Genomic DNA, 20,319 nt, shown 5'->3' on the forward strand with positions numbered 1-20,319 from the left:
CCCGGGGGGGGGAGGTTAGCTCAACGCATCAGGCACCAGGCAGTTAATCAACGTGATCGAAAGGTCCCGGAAAACTGCATCCGAAGATACTGTGTCCGGAAAGCGGTCGTATACCCCTCGCCTGCAAGTGGATGTGCGCGTCTCAGCCTTCCTGACACAAGTGGCATATGCTTCAGACCCATCTGCCCGACCTGTGGCTTTCTCGCAAAGAGAAGGCACCTGCGTAATAATCCAATCCGCCGCCATACCAAGCTCAACGGGATTGGATTCCAGGTTGGTGAACCTTTCAGCACCAGCCACTTGCGGCTGCTCACGGGACTGATCCCAGAGAACAAACACCAGTGCGGCAGAAACCAGAGCGACAGTAACAACCGGGAATTTCATGAAAGCCTTTATGGGACTAAGTGGTAAACAAATCATTATAACGCTGCTGGGGCTGGCCTGTCTGGCGGGTTCGTATTACCTCATGCAAACCGGGCTCGACGAGCTTAGCCATGCGCGCCAGATGGAACGTATGCCACAAACCCCCATTGCAGCACTGACCAGAGGGCCCTATGTCATTGCCGGCGAAGCCGAAAAAGCTCCAGACATACTGATCACACCCTACTCCGGCTCCGAAGCCCTTTACTATCGCTACAAGCTTGAGGAGGAATACAGGGATTCAGACGGCGACTTACGCAGGCGAACACTCGAATCCGGGCAGCAGGGCGTGGACTTTCTGATACAAGACCCCAGCGGCAAGGTGACCATTGCACCAGGCCATGACCTGTCAGAGATTGAGTGGAACCTTGAACGCACCTACAGTTCGCGGAGCGGAAACAAGATCTACTCGGAATGGGCACTGAGGCCTGGCGAGAACCTGCGGGTAATCGGGCGCTATGATCACGAGAACAAGAAAATGGTGTTTACCGGCCTGGAAGACTTCAGTCTGCCAGCGCTGGTTTCAGGCTTCACACTGGATATTGACGGAGGGGGCCGACTGTTCAGTGCTGCTATCAGGATCTCCATTGCCACCGGCTTGCTGGCTCTGGGCGTGGCCCTGCTGCTGATAGCCGTAAAAATACACCGCTTCTGGGTGTACGTGTGGATAATGAGCCTGGCCGTCTCGGGAACTCTATCTGTTCTGGGCGTAACCAGGCTGAACCAGGAATGGCAGGGAATCGCCACACTTTACGAATCCCGCTATCAATACCTCAACGCTGGCGCGGACCAAGGCGAGAACACCCCACTTGTACTTGCGGATCTAAGCGCCTTGCGACAGCTAATTCAAGAAAGTACCAGCGGATGGCTTGACCGGTGGAAATACAGAGCCCTTGTCGAAAAGCGCCTGCCCATGCCGGAACTGGATACCAGCACTGCAGAAAAAGCGAGACAAATCGTTGAAAGCCAGCCGGATATCAGGTTTCAACATGCGTGGACAAGCATGGGGCTTTCAGCGGCAAGTTCAGTATTGGCCATCATGCTCATTCTGGTCGCATTACGCACTGTCAAACTGAAGCGTCTGATAGAAGCTGTACCTACCTCAAGCACCGAAGGTCTGAGTTTCGGGCTTTCTGAACTGAAGGCGATGGTAGATGTGGATGATGCATTCCCCCCGATTCGTGACCCGCTTCGCAACGAGAAATGCGTGGCTTACGACTACACAGTTGAAGAGAAACGGGGCTCCGGGAAAGACGCAAAGTGGCATACCGTAGAACACCAGGAAAAACGGGTACCCTTCTGGCTGGAAGACAACGAAGGCCGGGTATTGGTCTATCCCGAGGGTGCCCGCATCGCCTATCCGAAACACCACTCAGAAATCCGTGACAATAAACGCTATACCGTCCGGTTTCTGGACACGCTGGTCAATGTTTATTGCCTTGGGTTTGCGGGACTCGACCGTAAGCAGCCGGACCGTCTGGCCATGCAAAAGGATGGAGACTCCCCCTTTCTTATCTCCACGAAAGAGGAAGAAGACATCATACTTTCACAAGGTGCCGGCGGCCTGACGGGCACAGCCGTGAGCCTTGGCCTGTTCCTGTTTTCCGCTACTGTCCTGCTGGCTGCTGACGGCAGTTTCAGCCCGGACAACCTTATGTTTTCTGCTCTGGCTGTGCCATTGGTACTCTGTGCTTACCTGGGCGTTTTGCACTATAACGATATCGTTTTCCTGAAAAACCGTGTCGACAGGGCCCGCGCCAACATCGACACCATACTCCAGCAACGCCATGACCTGTGGCCCAACCTTGAAAAAGTGGTAACAGCGTCATTGGCGCATGAGAAAACCCTGCTCCAGGCCATTGCCAGCCTGCGAAACGCCAACCCTGTGGAAGTGAATTCTGTAGAACAGATGGACAAACTGATACGTGTTGAAAAACAGGTAACCACAACGCTACTGGCCCGGATAGAGGGCTACCCGGACCTGAAAAACAACACCGTGATCAGCAGGTTTATGAACATAATGAATGAGACAGAGAACTATCTGGCGCTGCTAAGGAACAGCTACACCGAAAGCGTGATGATCTACAACACCCGCATCCAGTCCTTTCCGGACCTGATTCTGGCGAAGCTGTTCCGGTTCAGGCAATTTACCAGTAACCCAGCAACTTCCACCAGAGGCCGCCAACGACTACCCAAATGGTCAGATTGACCAGGCTCATTATAAATCCGGCTTTCCACCACTCACTCAACCCGACATAGCCGGAGCCGAAGATAACTGGCGATGTGCCCGTGGCGTAATGGGTTAGCGTCATCATAATGGATGAGGTGGCAGCCATCATCAGCACGAAAGCCATGGGCGGGGCACCCAGGCTGAGGCCAACCACCAGAAAGGCCCCCATCATGGCGGTAATATGGGCTGTGGTACTGGCAAAGAAGTAGTGGGAATACAGAAACACCAGAATCAGGAGCGCGGTGGAGGCAGGCCACGCCAGCCCCGTGCTGACGATGCCACTCTGGATAGCGCCCGAGAACCATTCAATTACCCCCAACTCGTTAAGTTGAGAGGCCATCATCACCAGTGCGCCGAACCAGACAAGGGTATCCCAGGCACTTTTTTCGGACAGTACATCCTTCCAGTTCAATACACCCGTAACCAACAGGATCGACAAACCCACAAAGGCTGTCGTGGTTGCATTCAGTTTGAACGAAGCACCCAAAATCCACGCCGGTACATCTGCCCATAACAATAGCAAAACAACAAATACACCGAGCATGATGCCTTCATCGCGCGTGAGCTTTCCCAGTTTTTCGAGGCGCTCACGGGCAAAGTTCACCGCATCCGGAGTCGATTTGATCTCCGGCGGGTACATCATGTAAATCACCAGTGGCATCAGAGCAATAGCCACGACGCCTGGCAAAAGCATCGCAAGGGCCCAGGTCGTCCAGCTCAGGCTGATTGCAGCTCCCGTAGCATCAGCGATTAATTTCACGGTTAGCGGGTTAGGCGCAGTGGCGGTAATGAACATAGCAGAGGTTATAGGGTTGGCATGGTAGTTAACCAGCGCAAGATACTTACCAATCTTATTGGTATTGCCATCGTCCGGCGTGCAGCCAAAACTCTTTGCAATGGACAGCATAATCGGGTGAATAATGGCTCCCCCACGAGCTGTATTGCTGGGCGTAACCGGCGCTATAACCAGCTCCGAAAGGGCCAGACCATAACCAATACCAATCGTCCGTTTACCAAACATGGCAATAAAATAGTAACCAATCCGCTCTCCGAGCCCGGTCTTGATCAACCCCCTGGAAATCATGATGGCTATAGCTATAAGCCAGATCAGCGAGTTGCTGAAACTACCCAGAGCATCACGAATTGCCGTACCCGGGTTGTCACTGGTCACACCACTGGCAGCTACCACCGTAATCGCCACTATGGAAATAGCGCCAATCGGCATCGCCTTGCCAATGATGGCTGCAATCGTCGCCACGAAAATAGCCAGCATCAGCCAGCCCTGAGCTGACACACCCTCAGGCGTGGGGATAAACCAGATCGCAACCCCGATGAAAATCGCAACAAGCGCCGGCCATGGACGGAAATCAGGTGTAGCTGATGGCATCACAACAATCCTTTGATAGTTTTGGCAAATGACACTATTCCAATCAATTGATTTGAATCAGGCAGGAACAACGATAGGCTATGCCTTGACGCACTTTGCTGCAAATAATCTGGCGGGGCACCCGGCATTCGGCTTATGTGATAGCCGGAGTACACTGGCACACGGTGCCCGCAACCGTATTCATAGCTGAACCAACACAGAAAAAGGGACGCGTTCGAGCATGACTTCACCAATCCAGGGTACTAAACTCCCGGAAAAAACATCCACGACGCGGCCGAATGCACCTGCGCTATTCAGAACACCCAGGCTGGACAGTGGTATTCCAGATGAAAAGCGCCAGGAAATAGCCCAGTATTTCCTGAACACATTTGACACATACACCAGCCTTTTCAATTGCCTGGCCGATGATAATGGGTTCTATCAAAAGTCTATTCCATTGCGACATCCACTTATTTTCTACCTGGGACATACTGCAACCTTTTTTGTTAACAAACTCGTACTGGCAAAGCTCCTCCGCGAACGCGTTGATCCACATATGGAGTCGATATTTGCAATAGGCGTGGATGAAATGAGCTGGGACGACCTGAACGACGATCATTACGACTGGCCAAGTGTGTCCCAGGTAATGGACTATCGTGCAAAGGTACGGACAACAATGCTCGATCTGATCGATACATTACCCCTGACCATGCCCATTAACTGGGAGAGTCCCTGGTGGCCATTGATCATGGGTATTGAGCACGAACGAATTCATCTTGAAACCTCCTCCGTTCTGATCCGGCAGCACGACCTTGCCAGAGTCCGTCCGCACCCTGACTGGCGCCCATGCCAGCATACCGGAGAGGCGCCAGCCAACAATCTGATCAGCGTTCCGGCTGGCACAGTTCACATCGGCAAACCTTACGAAGATGCTTATTACGGCTGGGACAACGAATACGGAGAACACCAGGCGGAGGTCGAAAAGTTCAAAGCCAGTCAGTATCTGGTAAGCAATCAGGAATTCCTGTCATTTGTTGAGGCAGGCGGCTATGAACAGGACAGGTACTGGAGCGATGAAGGGCGCTCCTGGCGTGATTTCGCCGGGGCAAAACACCCTACATTCTGGCGCTGGCACAATGGCTGGCACCTGCGCCTGATGACCGAAGAAGTACCCATGCCCTGGGACTGGCCTGTAGAAGTGAACTACCACGAAGCAAAAGCCTTCTGTGACTGGAAGGGAGAGCAGACAGGTCAACCCGTGCGCATGCCCACAGAAGACGAGTGGTACCGGCTGTGCTCGGAAGCAGGAGTGCAAGAAGTCGGGGACGCCCCTGCCAGCGCCAACCTGCACCTGGACCACGCTGCATCCTCCTGCCCCGTAACACGTTACCAGCATGGTGAATGGTTTGATGTCGTGGGCAACGTATGGCAATGGACAGAGACGCCTATCTACCCCTTTGACAACTTCAAGGTTCATCCACTGTACGACGACTTCACTGCGCCGACATTCGATGGCCAGCACAACCTGATCAAGGGAGGATCATGGGTTTCGTGCGGCAACGAGGCACGCTTGTCTTCCCGCTATGCTTTCAGGCGTCATTTTTTCCAGCACGCCGGGTTCCGGTACATCACATCTGATTCCGAAGTAGTCGAACCCAACGCTTATTATGAAAGTAACAAACTGCTAGCTGAATACGCAGAGTTTCACTTCGGTGACCCGTCGTTTGGTGTGGGGAACTTTCCCAAAGCTCTTGCAGATCTGGCACTGGATGCCATGCAAGGAAAGACTGCACATAAAGCACTGGATCTTGGATGTGCCTGTGGTCGCTCCAGCTTCGAACTGGCACGTAAGTTCGATGTGGTGGAAGGCGTCGATTTTTCAGCCAACTTCATCAATCTTGGTGTTGAAATGGCTAACCGGGGCTCCGTGCGGTACTCGCTCACCGAGGAAGGTGATCTGGTGAGTTACCATACGCGAACGCTCAAAGGACTCGGCCTCGACACCTATGCAGACAAGGTTTCATTTCACCAGGGTGACGCTTGCAATCTCAAACCCACATTCACCGGTTACGACCTGGTTCTTGCTGCCAACCTGATTGACAGGTTATACCGGCCAAGGCGCTTCCTCGACAGCATTCATGAGCGTATTAATGACGGCGGACTGCTGATTATTGCCTCACCTTACACCTGGCTGGAAGAACATACGCCAAAAGAGGAATGGATTGGTGGCTTCAAGAAAGACGGGGAAAACTACACAACGCTGGATGGCCTGCGAGATCACCTCTCCAACCATTTCCGGTTAGTGGGAGAACCCAGAAAGGTTCCCTTCGTTATCCGAGAAACCCGGCACAAGCATCAGCACACCTTGTCTGAGGTTACAGTCTGGGAGCGGTTGCCACGCTGACAAGCATAACCAGGGGAGCCATCAGGCTCTCCTGTGTTTTCTTTTATTCCGTCCCCTCATATACATCAAGGATTTCTTGCTCTAGAAGGCCAATTGCCTCTAAAAGGGTTGCCGACACAGCTACCAGCTTTTCCATTAAACGTCCGGCTTGTTCCTGCTTTTTCCATTTTGCACTGGCTTTGGAACCAAACAGCTTTTTAAGGGCGGACCTGTCATCTTCGCCAAAAAGTAATCTGAATATTTCCATATATATCTGATGAAGTATTTGATGCGAAGTCTCAATTGCTTCAAATGAACTCAACGACGACAGCTTTTGTCCCTCTCCGTAGTACCATTTGCCAAATTTACAATCTGTATGCATAACAGGAACATGATCCTGTTCAACAGGAATACCCGCAACAAGTGCCTGTGCGTATGACCGCCAGCGAATATGAGCCGATTTTGCCTGGCGCAGTTGGGACAATGCGTCCTTTTTACTCATTTATACATCCTTTAATTTACTTATCGGTCAAGTAGAGTATTAAAAACGCATTTCAGCAATGGTCTTATCGCCTGGTTTCTCAAGCTCGCCAACCCGACATTCTGGCCGAGCACACAGGTACTGTACGTCAACTGTTTTGACAAAGCCTGCTCAGCTAACAAAACTTAACGTTTTAACTTTTTGTGAAAGTATTGGTGAATATGTGTAGCAATAAATGCCACACCTTAACAAACCAGGAGTGAGCATCAGCACCATGCCCACGTTGCGGTAGAACCCGTAATGCGATGTGCAGGCCCTCTTGACGACTTTACGCTGGGCGCAGCATAAAAGTTTCAGGTGTACTGGCCCGGATAAATCACAGGCCTGCTTCCAGCGCCGGATCAATGATGTTCCGGCGGCGTCCAGACAGGGACATCCTCAGGTTTTGGCTCTTCCCAGTCTCTGTGCATGGCAGTACTCAGTGCCTCTTCCAGCTTCATGAAAAGCTCACCATAGCGAGGACTGAAGTTGATCCCCCCCTCAATTTCTTTCCAGGCCTCAAACAACTGATCTTTATGGGCCTGCTCATGATTGACAAACGCCCAGGTCATCTGCCGCGCCCGCATAGGATGAACCCCCAGAGCCGTAAGCGTGTAGCCACCAAGTTCCAGTGCAGAGTGATAGGTCTCACTGATCACATCGTCAGCACCCGCTTCCCGAAGCTGGTAGCCGTGACCACGATCGAATGCCCGGGCCAATACCCATACACTCGGGTAGAACTTCTTCACGTGTTGCACAATCTCTACGGCGCGCTCCCGGTCATTGATCGCTACTACGAGCAAGCGGGCCTGCCCGATACCGGCTGTTTCAAGCAACTCAGGGCGACTTGCATCACCAAAGAAACTCTTGATGTGAATCTTGCGGAGATTTTCAATCTGCTCAAATTCGTGGTCCAGTGCCACAACAGGAATGTCGTTGGCTCTCAGCAAGCGACAGATTACCTGCCCGAAACGCCCCACACCTGCCACAATAACTAGAGCCTGCTCATCAATCGTGTCTGCTTCCCGTTCATCATTCCGTGCACGCCGGTAACTTGGCAGGACTATCCGGTCGTAAGCAATAAACAATAAAGGCGTAAGGAACATGGACAACGCTACAACCAGCGAGAGGATCTGAGCGATATCTGCCGGAATCACGGAATTCTGTACACCATAGGTAAGCAGTACAAAACCAAACTCGCCTGCCTGTGCAAGCCCAAGGGTAAACAGCCAGCCGTTACTGCCACGATTTCTGAACACCAGCGCCAGTATGAGCAAAATGAGCGCTTTTATCACAATCACCGCTACGACCAGACCAGCAACGATGCCCCACTCGGCTACCAATACCCCGAAGTCAATTCCCGCACCTACGGTGATAAAAAACAATCCCAGCAGCAGGCCCTTGAAGGGTTCAATGCTGGCTTTCAGCTCATGGCGGAACTCACTGTTGCCCAATACCACGCCAGCGAGAAAAGCTCCCAGGGCGGGCGAGAGATTCACAACGCTCATCAGCGCCGCAATACCAATAACCAACATTAATGCCGTGGCAGTGAAGATCTCACGCAACCTGGATTGCACCACATAACGGAACAACGGCCGGCTCAGATAGTAACCACCAATAATAACGGCAGCGACTGCGCCCACAACAACCAGGGCATGGCCCCATCCTGGCAGCCCATCGACCAGGCTCAGCCCCGATTCCGTGCTGGCAACAGGACCTTCGCCCGCATTCAGGCCAGGCAACGCCAGCAGAGGGATCAGGGCGAGCATCGGAATAACGGCAATATCCTGAAACAGCAACACTGAGAAAGCGTTGCGCCCGCCTTCGGTATTTGACAGGCCCTTCTCTTCCAGGGTTTGCAACACGATAGCAGTAGACGACAGCGCGAAGATCAGACCTACCGTCAGCGCCGTCTGCCACTGCAGACCAAACCAGGTGGCCACTGTCATGCCAGCCGCAGAGGTCAGGGTTACCTGCAAGCCGCCGAGCCCGAACAGGTGCACCTTTCTTGCCCATAGCCTCTTCGGATCAATTCCCGTCCCAATGAGGAACAGCATCATGACAACACCAAATTCCGCGAAATGCTGAATAGTGTTGGTTTCCTGCCCCACCAGACCCATAACCGGCCCGATCATCACCCCGGCAACCAGGTAACCCAGCACTGAACCCAGGCCATAACGCTTTGCCAATGGCACAGCAATCACAGCTGCGAGCAGATAGATAAAAGCCTGAATAAAATAGGTGGTCATAGGGGTCAGATATCAATGAACCTGGGGGTGAGCATAATCACGATACCCAGTGCCACCAGTGCAAAGGTGTTCGTGACAAGGTAAGGATAAAGGATCAGAGCAATACCACAGTACCGGACAACCAGGTTCGACTGCCGGCGGCCGTAGATAAAATAACCGATGCCAATGGAGCTGAAAATCAGCCCCCAAAACAGGTTAGCGGTTTGCATAGAGCGGAAGTCTCCAAAAGCTCATTGCACAGACATTTACAGCCTGGAATTTCGATTCACCAAAAACATGCTAGTGTATCGATTACAGATCCCCGACAGGCGTGCCGGGACAACGCCCCCAGCCATAACTCAAGCAGGACAATGCAATGATGTATTTTGCCCACGAGATAGGTCGCGCCGCGTTAAAGCCCATGCGCATACTGACCAGTGCCCAGAGCACCCTGCTCCGACACCCCAAAAGCCCCTTGTCCAGGATTCCGGGAGCGCGCAGCATTGCCTCCGCCTATAGTGTATTCGGAGATCTGACCCGTCGCTATCCGAAACCAGCCTTCAATCTGAACACAACCATTTGCGATGGCGAGCAAGTCGACGTACACGAAGCCATTATCAAGCGTAAACCCTTTGCGCAGCTCAAACACTTCCAGCGAGATGTCACACGGCCGGAAGACCCGAAACTGCTCATAGTCGCACCTCTGTCCGGGCACTATGCATCACTGCTACGCGGCACCGTAGAAGCGATGTTGCCAGACCATGACGTTTACATCACCGACTGGCGCAACGCCTGCCAGGTTCCGCTGTCGGAAGGCGACTTTGGCCTCGACGATTACATCGATTATGTCATGGACTTTATCGACCACCTGGGGCCGGACACCCACGTACTGGCTGTTTGCCAACCAGTGGTAGCCGTGCTGGCTGCCACATCCATTATGGCAGAGGATAACCACCCTGCGACACCTCGTTCTCTGGCGCTGATGAGCGGCCCCATAGATGCGCGCGTTGACCCGACAGAACCCTGCAAACTGGCTACCAAACATAAACTGATATGGTTCAGACGCAACCTCGTCCACCCGGTGCCGGCCCCCTACCCTGGCGCCTTTCGCAAGGTTTACCCCGGCTTCCTGCAACTCACGGGGTTTGTGAACATGAACCTCAAACGCCACGCTGCTGCATACCGCGAATTGTTCAGATCCATTCGTGACAATGAGACGGAAAAGGTTTCCCGCCACAGAGAGTTCTATGACGAATATCTGGCCGTGATGGATCTGCCTGCGACCTATTACCTGGATACCATTAAGCGAGTCTTTCAGGAATTCCATCTGGCCCGTGGCTGCTTCAGATACCGCGGCCGCCTGGTAAACCCGGCGGCCATACGTAATACCGCGCTGATGACCATCGAAGGTGAAAAAGACGATATTTCCAGCCCTGGGCAGACCCGGGCGGCCCAGGACCTCTGCATTAATGTGCCGGACTCCCGTCGCATACACCACCTCCAGCCGGGTGCTGGCCACTACGGCGTTTTTAACGGAAGTGCCTGGCGCAACGATATTTCTCCCCGGCTGAAGGCATTCATCCGCGCAGCCTGAACGGTTGCTTTGAGCTAATTTCTTGTAGCACCTCTGGTGCTCTGCTAGCTTGAATTATGAGTGCTCTTTGCACCGACCCCATACCGCCGGCGTGGCACTCTCAATGGACAATAATAATTAACCAGATCGCAGTGATTACATCACTCGAAGGAGAGCGTCATGAAAGACCTCAAAGGCAAGGTAGCCATCGTAACAGGTGCCTCTCGTGGCATCGGCCGTCATATCGCGCTACAACTTGCCCAGCGTGGCGCAGACATCGCAATAAACTACTGTTCCCGTCAATCCGATGCAGACAACGTCATCCGCGAAATTGAGGCGACAGGCGTCCAGGCCCTGGCATTCCAGGCCGACCTTTCCGGAATGCCAGAAGCACGTGACCTTATACGCAAAGTCCAGAATCAGTGGGGACACATCGACATTCTGGTGAACAATGCCGGTATTACCCGCGACAAATCCATGAGAAAGCTTACCGACGACGACTGGAATGCCGTTCTCGATACCAACCTGGGAAGTGTCTACGCCACATGTTCGGAAGTGCTGAACATCATGATGGAACAAAAGTACGGCCGCATCATCAATATCACGTCGTTCGTCGGCCAGGCCGGCAACTTCGGACAGGCGAACTATGCAGCCAGCAAGGGAGGGATCATTGCATTTACCAAAACCCTCGCACTGGAAATGGCAAAGTACAACATAACCGTCAATGCTATTGCTCCAGGCTTCACAGAGACCGAGATGCTGGCTCAGGTACCGGAGAATATCCGCGAGCAGATTATTGCACGAGTACCCATGGGCCGATTTGGCAAACCTGAGGAAATCGCCCGGGCAGTTGTATTCCTGGCAGCGGAAGGAGACTACATCACCGGCCAACAGATTAACGTCAACGGCGGCGTGTATATGTAATACCGCGTCGCGGCGGGTGCATCCAGTTCAGGCACCTGCCGTTGTTTCTGATAAATCCGCGCCCTGAATGAGCGCGGAGTGGAGACTGAGCCCATGTCTGAAAAACCGGTTATAACCCAGCCCTCCTACGAATCCGATCCCGACGTCGTACCGCAGTCACTGATGCGCGCAGGCGTCCATGGCAGAAACCTTCTGAAACGCTCGATTATGCGCCGGCTGCGTGGTGGCCAGCCCAACCCGGCCAGTTTCAGGAGTATGGCAAAGCCCTTTGTTTCACTGACTGGAAAGCTCATAACCCAACCGGACACCCTGATCCTTGCCCAGATTCGCCTGCTCAGGGACAGCTCCCGATTAGGATGGGGCATACTGACCAGCGGTATAGGCAATAAGCCACTGGCCGTGGCAGAACCAGATCCATGTGACGGACGCTTCCGTGATCAGATCTGGAGTGAGGCCATGGCATTCAACGTCATAAAACAGGCCTACCTGTTATCAAACCGCTGGATAATGGACACGATCAACGACGTCCGTGGCCTTGACGATCACACCAGACGCAAGTTGAGGTTCTTCACCGGTCAGATGACCGACGCTCTCGCACCGAGCAACTTCATCCTGAGTAATCCTGAGGTACTGAGGGCAACCATACAGAGCCGGGGCAAAAACCTGCTGAAGGGCCTGGCAAACTTACTGCGGGATCTGGATGAAGGTAAAGGCCCCATGCCCTTCCGCATGTCTGATCCGGACGCCTTCACTATCGGTGAGAACCTGGCAAACACGCCTGGCGACATCATTTACCAGAACGAACTGATGCAGCTCATTCAATACCGTCCGACCACAAAAACCGTGCATCGCCGTCCGTTGCTGGTGATTCCGCCCTGGATCAACAAGTACTACATTCTCGATCTGGGAGAAAAAAAATCCTTCATACGCTACTGGGTAGAACACGGCCATACGGTGTTCGTTGTGTCCTGGGTTAATCCAGGGCCGGAGATGGCGCACAAGAGCTTTGAAGACTACATGCTTGAGGGACCTGTCGCCGCCATGAATGCCATTGAGCAGACCACTGGCGAGCGTGAACTCAACACCGTCGGCTACTGCATTGGCGGCACCCTGCTCGGCTGCACCCTGGCCTGGCTCGCGGCCAGGGATGACGACAGGGTCAAGAGCGCTACGTTCCTTAATAGCATGATGGACTTCTCAGACGTCGGTGACCTTGAGGTGTTCATCGACGAAGATGCCATCAGTAAACTTGAAAAAGCCATGAACAAACAGGGCTATCTTGAGGGTGCCTCAATGGCAACAGCATTCAACATGCTGCGGGCCAACAGCCTGATATGGTCCTTCTTCGTCAACAACTATCTGCTGGGCCATGATACAGCGCCCTTCGACCTTTTGTACTGGAACTCCGACGCCACCAGAATGCCAGCAGCCATGCACAGTTTTTATCTGCGCAACATGTATCTGCACAACCGTTTGCGCGAGCCAGGTGGTATTGAACTGGGAGGCACGCCCATCGATCTGGGAAAAGTCATGGTGCCAACTTACTTCGCATCGGCCATTGAAGATCACATTGCCCCTTGGACCTCATGCTATAAAGGCGCTCAGTGTATGGGCGGTCCTGTGCGTTTTGTACTCGGTGGTTCAGGGCACATCGCCGGCATAATCAATCCACCGGAACGAAGAAAATATGGCTACCGTCTTAACGAAGACAGCAATCTGAACCCGGATGACTGGCTGGAGGGGTCGAGACAACTCGAAGGTTCCTGGTGGCCTGACTGGGTTGCCTGGGCCGAACAATTCAGTGGTGGCGAGGTAAAAGCCCGTGATACCGCAAAAGGGAAGCTACCCCTTATTGAACCTGCGCCAGGGGCTTATGTGCGGGATTGCCCAACGTAAAGCCAGTCGGTTATGGACCAGCGCCATCCGTTGAATAGAAACTGATATTGTTTCTGCCCATGCTTTTAGCAGAATACATTGCGGTGTCTGCATTTCTGATAAGCTCAACGGACGAGTGTCCATCAGAGGGGAACATGGCAATACCGATGGACACACCTATCTGAAGCATCTCACCAAGAACCTCAGCGGGCTCACTGAGCGAACTGACAATACGGTTCGCCACCTCGGCAGTTTCATCCTTTCCCTGCGGATTATTAACAAGGAAGATAAACTCGTCGCCGCCGACACGGGCCACAGTATCTGACTTGCGCACCAAAGCCAGCAGCCGTTTCGCCACATCTTTCAAAAGCTCATCTCCGACATTGTGGCCAAGCCGGTCATTAATGAGTTTGAACCCATCGAGATCGAGGAACATCAATGCAAACTGGCTGGGTTTACGGTCAGAATTGAGCAGCTTCTGATCAATCCGATCCATCAGCAATGTGCGATTGGGCAAGTCCGTCAGGGCATCATGAAACGCCAGGTGCCTGATATGTTCGTCTTTACGCCAGAGGGCTGTAATGTCACTGAATACCGATACATAGCGCACAGGTTCGCCGCTCTCATCGGGCACCATACTGACAGTCATCCGCTGCAGGTACAGCTCTCCATCTTTTCTGCGGTTCCATATCTCGCCTTTCCATCGACCGCAGGTTTCTATCTCATGCCACATAGCTTCATAAAATGCCGGGTCATGGCGGTTAGAGCGCAGAATACGGGGATTTTGCCCAATGGCCTCTTCAGGCGAATAGCCCGTTATTTCAACGAAACCCGGATTAACTGACAGAATCTTCCCGTCGACATCGCTGATCAGAACACCATCAAGCGTATTCTCAAAAACACACGCAGCCAGCTTGAGTTTCGCCTCGGTTTCCTTGAGAAGGGTCACTTCACTGGCCTGTATCGAAAACCCTCTGACCTTACCATCAGCATCTATATCAGGGATGTAATGCCCGATAATATGCCCCACGCTTCCATCGGCTTTGGTCAGAGTGCGCTCAAACCGTTGCGGTTCACCAGCAAGAACTCCCTGAATGTGGGGTTCATTCAAAGCAAATAACTGCTCGCTTACAAGGTTCTGGAACCGAATCCCGATAATCTTCTCAGGCGGCATTCCAAACCACTCACTGAAGGCATTGTTGGCGTAGCGGCAGCGCAAATCCGTGTCCCAATACCCCATCATGTTCGGCGTACTGTCAACGATGGTTTTTATGAACTGGTCGCCCTCAACCATACCGGGGCCTGCAAGAACCCATCACTCTTTCTCCGGACGCTGCGTAAATACCGAGATCAGCGCCAGACATGCAGACCCCACCATCAGCAATACTGAAACCGCATTGAGCACTGGCGTGGAACCTTCCCGCAGCCGGTCAAACATGGCAATGGTTAAAGGGGCGTCCGAGCCCACCAGCATCAAGGTGGTATTGAAGTTCTCAAACGACATCAGGAATGCCACTACGCCAGCTCCCAACAGTGCAGGCTTCAGGAATGGCAGAGTCACAGTGGCGATAGCAGTGAGCCGGCTGGCACCAAGGTTCATTGCAGCCTCCTCCTGGGTAACATCAAATTTCCTCAGGCGTGCGGAAATCACCAGAGTCGCGATGGTCGTAATGAACGCAAACTGACCGAGCGCAACCAGCACCAGACCCGGTCGCAGAGCTTCGATATCATAGTCAAACGTCACCTCAAACCAGTTAGCTACGGTACTGCTGAACACCAGAATGGAAACACCAAGAATCACACCCGGTACCACCAACGGCATCAGCATAAGCACATAAAGAAAGTTTTTCCCCGGAAACTGCTCCCGCTCAAACAAAAAAGCATTGCACGTCGCCAACGCCAGGCTTGCCAATGTGGTTACAGTCGCTACCTGAACACTCACACCTATACTCTCAAGCAATGCGTCATCGTGGAACAAACCCAACCGTGGCTCATGCTCACCAAAGTACCAGTCCAGAGTAAAACCATTCCACGGTAATGATGGGAACAGCGAATCGTTAAAGGAGAACGCTGCAACCACCACCAGAGGCGTAATCAGAAAGATAAAAAACAGTAACACGTAACACAGGTAAGACACCCGATAAAAACGACTGCTGGATATCGAGGGGATCATGACATCACCCGTGTAAACGACTGCTTGGTAACTTTCAGGCCTGCCCAGACAATCAGCGACGAAAGCACCAGCAACAGAATGCCAAAAGCTGCGCCCTGCTCCCAGTTAAAGCGGGTAATAAACTGGGTGTAGATCTGCTCGGTAAACCACAAACTGTCCTTGCCCCCTAACAGGGTTGGCGTCAGGTAGTTCCCTAACGTAAGCATGAACACCACAATGCAGCCGCTCATTATGCCTGGCATGGCGTGGGGGATCACAATGCTCCTCATTACATGCCAGCTGCTTCCGCCAAGGTCGTAACCGGCTTCAATCAGGCTGTTATCCAGGCTGTCGAGAGTGGTCACCAGTGGCACCACCATGAACAGCATGGAGGTATAGATGAGCCCCACCATAATAGCTGCATCGTTATAGAGCAGCTCAACCGGCTGGTCGATGAACCCCAGCCACTGCAAGGCTCCGCTGATCAGCCCGGTCTCCCGCAACAGAATCATCCAGCCGTAGGTGCGCACCAGCTCACTTACCCAGAAGGGAATCAGGCACAGAATAAACAACGCCATTTTAGGCCTGCCACTTAGCACCTTCGCAATATAAAACGACACGGGGAAGGCAATCATCAGCGTGAGCAAAGTGGCAACAATGGACATGACAGCAGTGCGAACAAAGGTATTCCAATACAGAGGTTCGGCAAAAAAGGTAATGTAGTTACTGAAGCTGAATTCATATTGCCGCGATGCAACGCGCTCTCGCAGGGACACCAGCACCATATCGATATGTGGCAGAATAATCAGTAAGCCAAGCCAGAGCACAACAGGCGCAAGCAGCAGCCAGAAACCGAGGCGATACTGTGTCCGGCTGAAGCTGCCTCCAGGTCCGGCGCTCATTGCGCTACCTCTGGTTGTGCCTCTGTCTCCGCCGGCACCGGAAAGCAAAGACATTGATTCGCCTGCCAGCTTACATACACTGAACGACCTGGTTCAAGGGCGTGAAAGTCCGCCGTTTGAGGCAGTGCCACCGTGAGAACAGCACCTTCGGCCGTTTCTACCTGAAGCTGACTGCGCGCACCGTCGAATAGCGTGCGCAATATGGTGACCTGCAGACAGTTATCCTGCTCGGTCTCCGGTTTCACCATGCTGATCTGCATCACTTCCGGCCGGATGAACACGGTAATGGGCGCACCTGCTGGCATCGGCTGGCTGCTATGGCTCAACAGTCTCACTCCGTGCTCGGTTACCAGGGTAATGGTTTCACCCGACTGCTCTTGCACCTGCCCTACATACTGGTTGCTATCACCGATAAAACCCGCCACAAAGGCTGTTGCAGGCTGGTAGTAGAGCTCTTGTGGTGTGCCCACCTGCTCAAACCGGCCCTTATTCATCACCGCCACCTGATCAGACATCACCAGCGCTTCAGACTGATCGTGAGTGATGTACACAAACGTGGTATTGAACTCCTGCTGCAGACGTTTGAGCTCAATTTTCATTTGCTCACGCAGCTTCAGGTCCAGTGCACCCAAAGGCTCGTCCAGCAACAACACCGCTGGTTTCAGTACCAGACATCGGGCAATTGCTACACGCTGCTTCTGTCCGCCGGAAAGTTGATCAATGCGCTTGTTGCCATAGCCTGGCAGCTGAACCTTATCCAGCACGTCATTAATCAGAGCCTCGTGCTCGCGCTTGGGAATACCCTTACGTTTAAGCCCATAGGCAATGTTCCCGGCAACAGACATAGTGGGAAACAGCGCCAGATGCTGGAATACCATGTTAACCGGGCGTTTGTTCGGTGGCGTATGAAGTACTGAACGGCCTTTGATCAGAATGTCGCCGGAATCCGGTTCCTGAAAACCTGCCAGCATCCGTAACAATGTGGTTTTACCGCAGCCAGAGGGGCCGAGGATGGAAAAGAAAGCACCGCGGGCAATACTGAACGATACCTTATCAACAGCGGCAAAATCACCGAAATGCTTGCTCAGCAGGGAGCAGGCAAGATCTTCCTGCTCCTCTGCACTGGCATCCGAAACGAATGCTTGTTCCGACATAGACTGCAACCCTGGTCATGATTATTTAGCGGCTTTTACCCGATCAAGTACCTTGCCTTCCATTTCTTCAAGGCCGGCCGGAACAGGCGGGTACCAGTTGATATTGTCGAGATCAGCCTGCGGAAAACTCTCCTTGAACTGAGCCTTCAGGGTGTCATTAACGAAATCGTCGCTACCCTGAGAGGCAGTAAAGTTACCTGCGGATTCCGTAATACGGGCAGCAATTTCCGGCTGCATAACAAAGTTTATCCACTTGTAAGCCGCATCTTCAGCTTTGGTTTTGCGGGGCAGGACAAATGTATCAATCCAGCCCAGCGCACCAGACGCTGGTGCGACAAAAGTGATCTCCGGGTTTTCGGAGTTAAGCTTCCAGCCACCGGCATCCCAGGCCATTGCCGCAGTCACCTCACCTGAACGCATCAGGTTCAGCAGCGCATCACCGCCAGACCAGTAGGCTTTAACATTGCTTTTACAGTCCACTAATTTCTCTTCAACTTTATCAAGAATACGCTGGTATTTCTCTGTGTCACCATAGGCTGCAAAGGGGTCTTCCCCGAGAGCGAAAGCAAAACCAATCAGCGTTGGCCGCTTGAGGCGATACGATACAGAACCGCTCAGCGAATCATCACACAGGTCGGTGTAATCCTTCACCGTGGCTGCTGCCTTACGGTTAACAATCAACCCACTGGTTCCCCACACGTGTGGAACGCCATAAACCTCGCCTTCAAACTGAGTATTTTTCTCGGTTGCTGCCAGCATGGACGGGATAATCTGTGCCGTCTTGATCTTGCTCATATCCATCGGCTTATAAATATTGAAATCGGCCTGAGCACTTACAATCCGATCCTGGCTTGGCTGGGCCAGATCGAAACCTGCGCCACGGGTAGCTCGCAGCTTTGAAATCATGTCTTCGTTGTTGGAGAGGGTTACCTTGACCTCGATACCGGTCTCCTTCTCAAACTGCTCAACCACATCCTGCGGCGCGTATCCACCCCAGGTAAGCAGCCGGAGTGTTTCGGCCTGGGCAGAAACAGAAAACGCTGCGGTTGCAGCAGTGATAATCGTCAGGTATCTGAATTTACGGAGCGGTCTCATGGTCTGGTCTGTCCTTGTATGCGACGAGAAGCAATCTCGGGGAATTCATGACCTTAAATGTAGTGTGTTACAGATTTTTGACAAGTCGCTGCCCCCTATTGGTCACTGAACCGAAGCGCCGCAACTGCATTTCCTGCAGGCGGCTCAGGGTTCGGCGGAATGGAAACGCCAAGGCTCCCTCCCTGTATAGCTCGTTCAGGGGCACAGCCGCATCAAGATAGAGAGGAATGCAACGGTCATAACACTCATCTACCAACGCAATAAACCGGCGCACACCGTCATCCAGATGGGTTAACGCAGGCAACTGGCGATCTCCGGCGGCCACCTGAGTTACGCCATCCTCAGTACCCCGGGCGATCGCGGTTTGCTGTCCGCCACCTGTGAACCGGGGTACTTCACTCAAAAAAACATGTGAAAAGCGATCGCACAGTTCAATAAAATCCTGCGCGGCCAGTTTCTGTTCACACAGGTCGTCATAACGGCACCACAATACATGCCGGCTGCGTCCTATGACCCTGATCTCACGATGCCCGAGCACAAAGGGCTCGCTGTGGAGCCGTTCACCATCACTGAGCAGTTTGTCCAGTTCAGCTTTCAGGGCCTGCGGATCCTTGACCCAATAACGTTGCCGACGCTCACCGGGGTGTAACCGGTGGTCCTGGCCACCATCAACACTTAGAACCTGCATATTCTGATTGAGTGCGGCAATCGCCGGCAGCAGGCGCTCACGATTGAAGCCATCTTTATAGAGGTCATCAGGTGACTGGTTGGACGTAGCCACCAGCACCAGGCCCTGGGCAAAGAGTTGCTGAAACAAACCTCCCAGCAGCACTGCATCGCCGATATCACTGACAAACAGTTCATCCAGGCACAATACCCGGGCCTCGGCCGCCAGTTCCTGTGCCAGCAAGTGAAGCGGCTCCTCCTGCCCGGTCAACTGGAACAGACGCCGATGCACCCAGCGCATAAAATGATGAAAGTGCTGTCGTCGTGCAGGTACGGTCAGGGCCTGGTGAAAGCGATCCATAAGCCAGGTTTTGCCCCGCCCCACAGGCCCCCAGAGATACACTCCATGAATATCCGGCTCAGCTGCCTGCAATTGTTCATAACAGCGTTCCAGGCAAAGAGCCGACTGATGTTGAGCAGGGTCATCTGTAAAGCCTGAAGACAATGCCTGTTGATAAGCTGCGTAAGGAGAGAGCCCCTTAGCCACTGAGCTACAAAACTTCATAGAAGCGTTCAGAACCCCCGTTTCACTGAACTCAATTTCCTGCAGAGTCTGATCACCTCTGGAACAGCATTCGTATTCTAAACTTTTTTCCCCGCCGGCACCCATTGCCCGACCATCAACTGCACCAATGGTGCAAGATCATCAAAGAAATACAAAAAGTGTCGCCGCTGCGGGGTAACCAAGAGAGGAAATTTGAGATACGCTTCACAGTACTCCCGTCAAAAAAGTAGCCCTGATTGATAATTTCCTCGTCTGGCCCGGGAGCA

The 20,319-nt window shown here is 53.0% G+C and carries 16 protein-coding genes; 5 read left to right on the plus strand and 11 right to left on the minus strand.

Annotated features, from left to right (window positions below; translation table 11 throughout):
• Positions 1–15: 15 nt before the first annotated feature.
• Entirely contained in the window at positions 16–384 is a 369-nt protein-coding gene (locus DS878_RS10145) for a hypothetical protein (RefSeq protein WP_113815849.1), read from the minus strand.
• On the opposite strand from DS878_RS10145, the gene DS878_RS10150 reads away from it, so the two are divergent.
• Entirely contained in the window at positions 383–2,629 is a 2,247-nt protein-coding gene (locus DS878_RS10150) for a LemA family protein (protein WP_113815850.1), read from the plus strand. The two genes, DS878_RS10145 and DS878_RS10150, sit on opposite strands and share 2 nt — an antisense overlap.
• On the opposite strand, the gene DS878_RS10155 is transcribed toward DS878_RS10150, so the two are convergent.
• Positions 2,568–4,037, minus strand: coding sequence for a DASS family sodium-coupled anion symporter (locus tag DS878_RS10155; RefSeq protein ID WP_113815851.1), 1,470 nt, complete (start codon positions 4,035–4,037; stop codon positions 2,568–2,570). The two genes, DS878_RS10150 and DS878_RS10155, sit on opposite strands and share 62 nt — an antisense overlap.
• Before the next feature lie 220 nt (positions 4,038–4,257).
• On the opposite strand from DS878_RS10155, the gene ovoA reads away from it, so the two are divergent.
• A complete protein-coding gene (gene ovoA / locus DS878_RS10160; protein WP_113815852.1) occupies positions 4,258–6,420 on the plus strand; it encodes a 5-histidylcysteine sulfoxide synthase in 2,163 nt (720 codons plus the stop codon).
• Between the two features lie 43 nt (positions 6,421–6,463).
• Here the strand turns inward: ovoA and DS878_RS10165 are convergent, their stop codons facing one another.
• The 3 genes from DS878_RS10165 to DS878_RS10175 form a co-directional block, all read right to left on the minus strand.
• Positions 6,464–6,901 (minus strand): CZB domain-containing protein, encoded by a 438-nt coding sequence (locus DS878_RS10165; RefSeq protein WP_113815853.1) that lies wholly within the window; start codon positions 6,899–6,901, stop codon positions 6,464–6,466.
• Positions 6,902–7,281: 380 nt separating this feature from the next.
• Positions 7,282–9,168, minus strand: coding sequence for a monovalent cation:proton antiporter-2 (CPA2) family protein (locus DS878_RS10170; RefSeq protein ID WP_113815854.1), 1,887 nt, complete (start codon positions 9,166–9,168; stop codon positions 7,282–7,284).
• A gap of 5 nt (positions 9,169–9,173) precedes the next feature.
• On the minus strand, positions 9,174–9,377 hold the full coding sequence (locus DS878_RS10175; protein WP_113815855.1) for a hypothetical protein: 204 nt from the start codon (positions 9,375–9,377) through the stop codon (positions 9,174–9,176).
• A gap of 146 nt (positions 9,378–9,523) precedes the next feature.
• Between DS878_RS10175 and DS878_RS10180 the strand changes: the two genes are divergently transcribed.
• From DS878_RS10180 to DS878_RS10190, 3 genes are all read left to right on the plus strand, one after another.
• A complete protein-coding gene (locus DS878_RS10180; RefSeq protein WP_113815856.1) occupies positions 9,524–10,741 on the plus strand; it encodes a polyhydroxyalkanoate depolymerase in 1,218 nt (405 codons plus the stop codon).
• A 159-nt stretch (positions 10,742–10,900) separates the two neighbouring features.
• Positions 10,901–11,644 (plus strand): 3-oxoacyl-[acyl-carrier-protein] reductase, encoded by a 744-nt coding sequence (fabG, locus tag DS878_RS10185; protein ID WP_113815857.1) that lies wholly within the window; start codon positions 10,901–10,903, stop codon positions 11,642–11,644.
• 93 nt (positions 11,645–11,737) lie between these two features.
• Positions 11,738–13,540 (plus strand): PHA/PHB synthase family protein, encoded by a 1,803-nt coding sequence (locus DS878_RS10190; RefSeq protein ID WP_113815858.1) that lies wholly within the window; start codon positions 11,738–11,740, stop codon positions 13,538–13,540.
• A 10-nt stretch (positions 13,541–13,550) separates the two neighbouring features.
• Here DS878_RS10190 and DS878_RS10195 read toward each other — a convergent pair whose 3' ends face one another.
• The 6 genes from DS878_RS10195 to zapE all read right to left on the minus strand — a co-directional run bounded on the left by DS878_RS10195 (position 13,551) and on the right by zapE (position 20,053).
• Positions 13,551–14,813: a sensor domain-containing diguanylate cyclase gene (locus DS878_RS10195; RefSeq protein ID WP_113815859.1), complete on the minus strand. Its 1,263-nt coding sequence runs from the start codon at positions 14,811–14,813 to the stop codon at positions 13,551–13,553.
• 21 nt (positions 14,814–14,834) lie between these two features.
• Positions 14,835–15,692 carry an ABC transporter permease gene (locus tag DS878_RS10200; RefSeq protein WP_113815860.1) on the minus strand — a complete coding sequence of 286 codons (858 nt, stop codon included), beginning with the start codon at positions 15,690–15,692 and terminating at the stop codon, positions 14,835–14,837.
• Entirely contained in the window at positions 15,689–16,573 is an 885-nt protein-coding gene (locus DS878_RS10205; protein WP_113815861.1) for an ABC transporter permease, read from the minus strand. Before DS878_RS10205 ends, DS878_RS10200 begins: the two co-directional genes overlap by 4 nt.
• Complete coding sequence (locus DS878_RS10210; RefSeq protein ID WP_113815862.1) at positions 16,570–17,727, minus strand: ABC transporter ATP-binding protein; 1,158 nt, start codon at positions 17,725–17,727, stop codon at positions 16,570–16,572. Before DS878_RS10210 ends, DS878_RS10205 begins: the two co-directional genes overlap by 4 nt.
• Positions 17,728–17,748: 21 nt before the next feature.
• Positions 17,749–18,822 (minus strand): extracellular solute-binding protein, encoded by a 1,074-nt coding sequence (locus tag DS878_RS10215; RefSeq protein ID WP_113815863.1) that lies wholly within the window; start codon positions 18,820–18,822, stop codon positions 17,749–17,751.
• Between the two features lie 67 nt (positions 18,823–18,889).
• On the minus strand, positions 18,890–20,053 hold the full coding sequence (gene zapE, locus DS878_RS10220; protein WP_113816649.1) for a cell division protein ZapE: 1,164 nt from the start codon (positions 20,051–20,053) through the stop codon (positions 18,890–18,892).
• Positions 20,054–20,319 lie beyond the last annotated feature (266 nt).

The organism is Marinobacter sp. F3R11, assembly GCF_003318275.1.
Taxonomy (GTDB): Bacteria; Pseudomonadota; Gammaproteobacteria; order Pseudomonadales; family Oleiphilaceae; genus Marinobacter.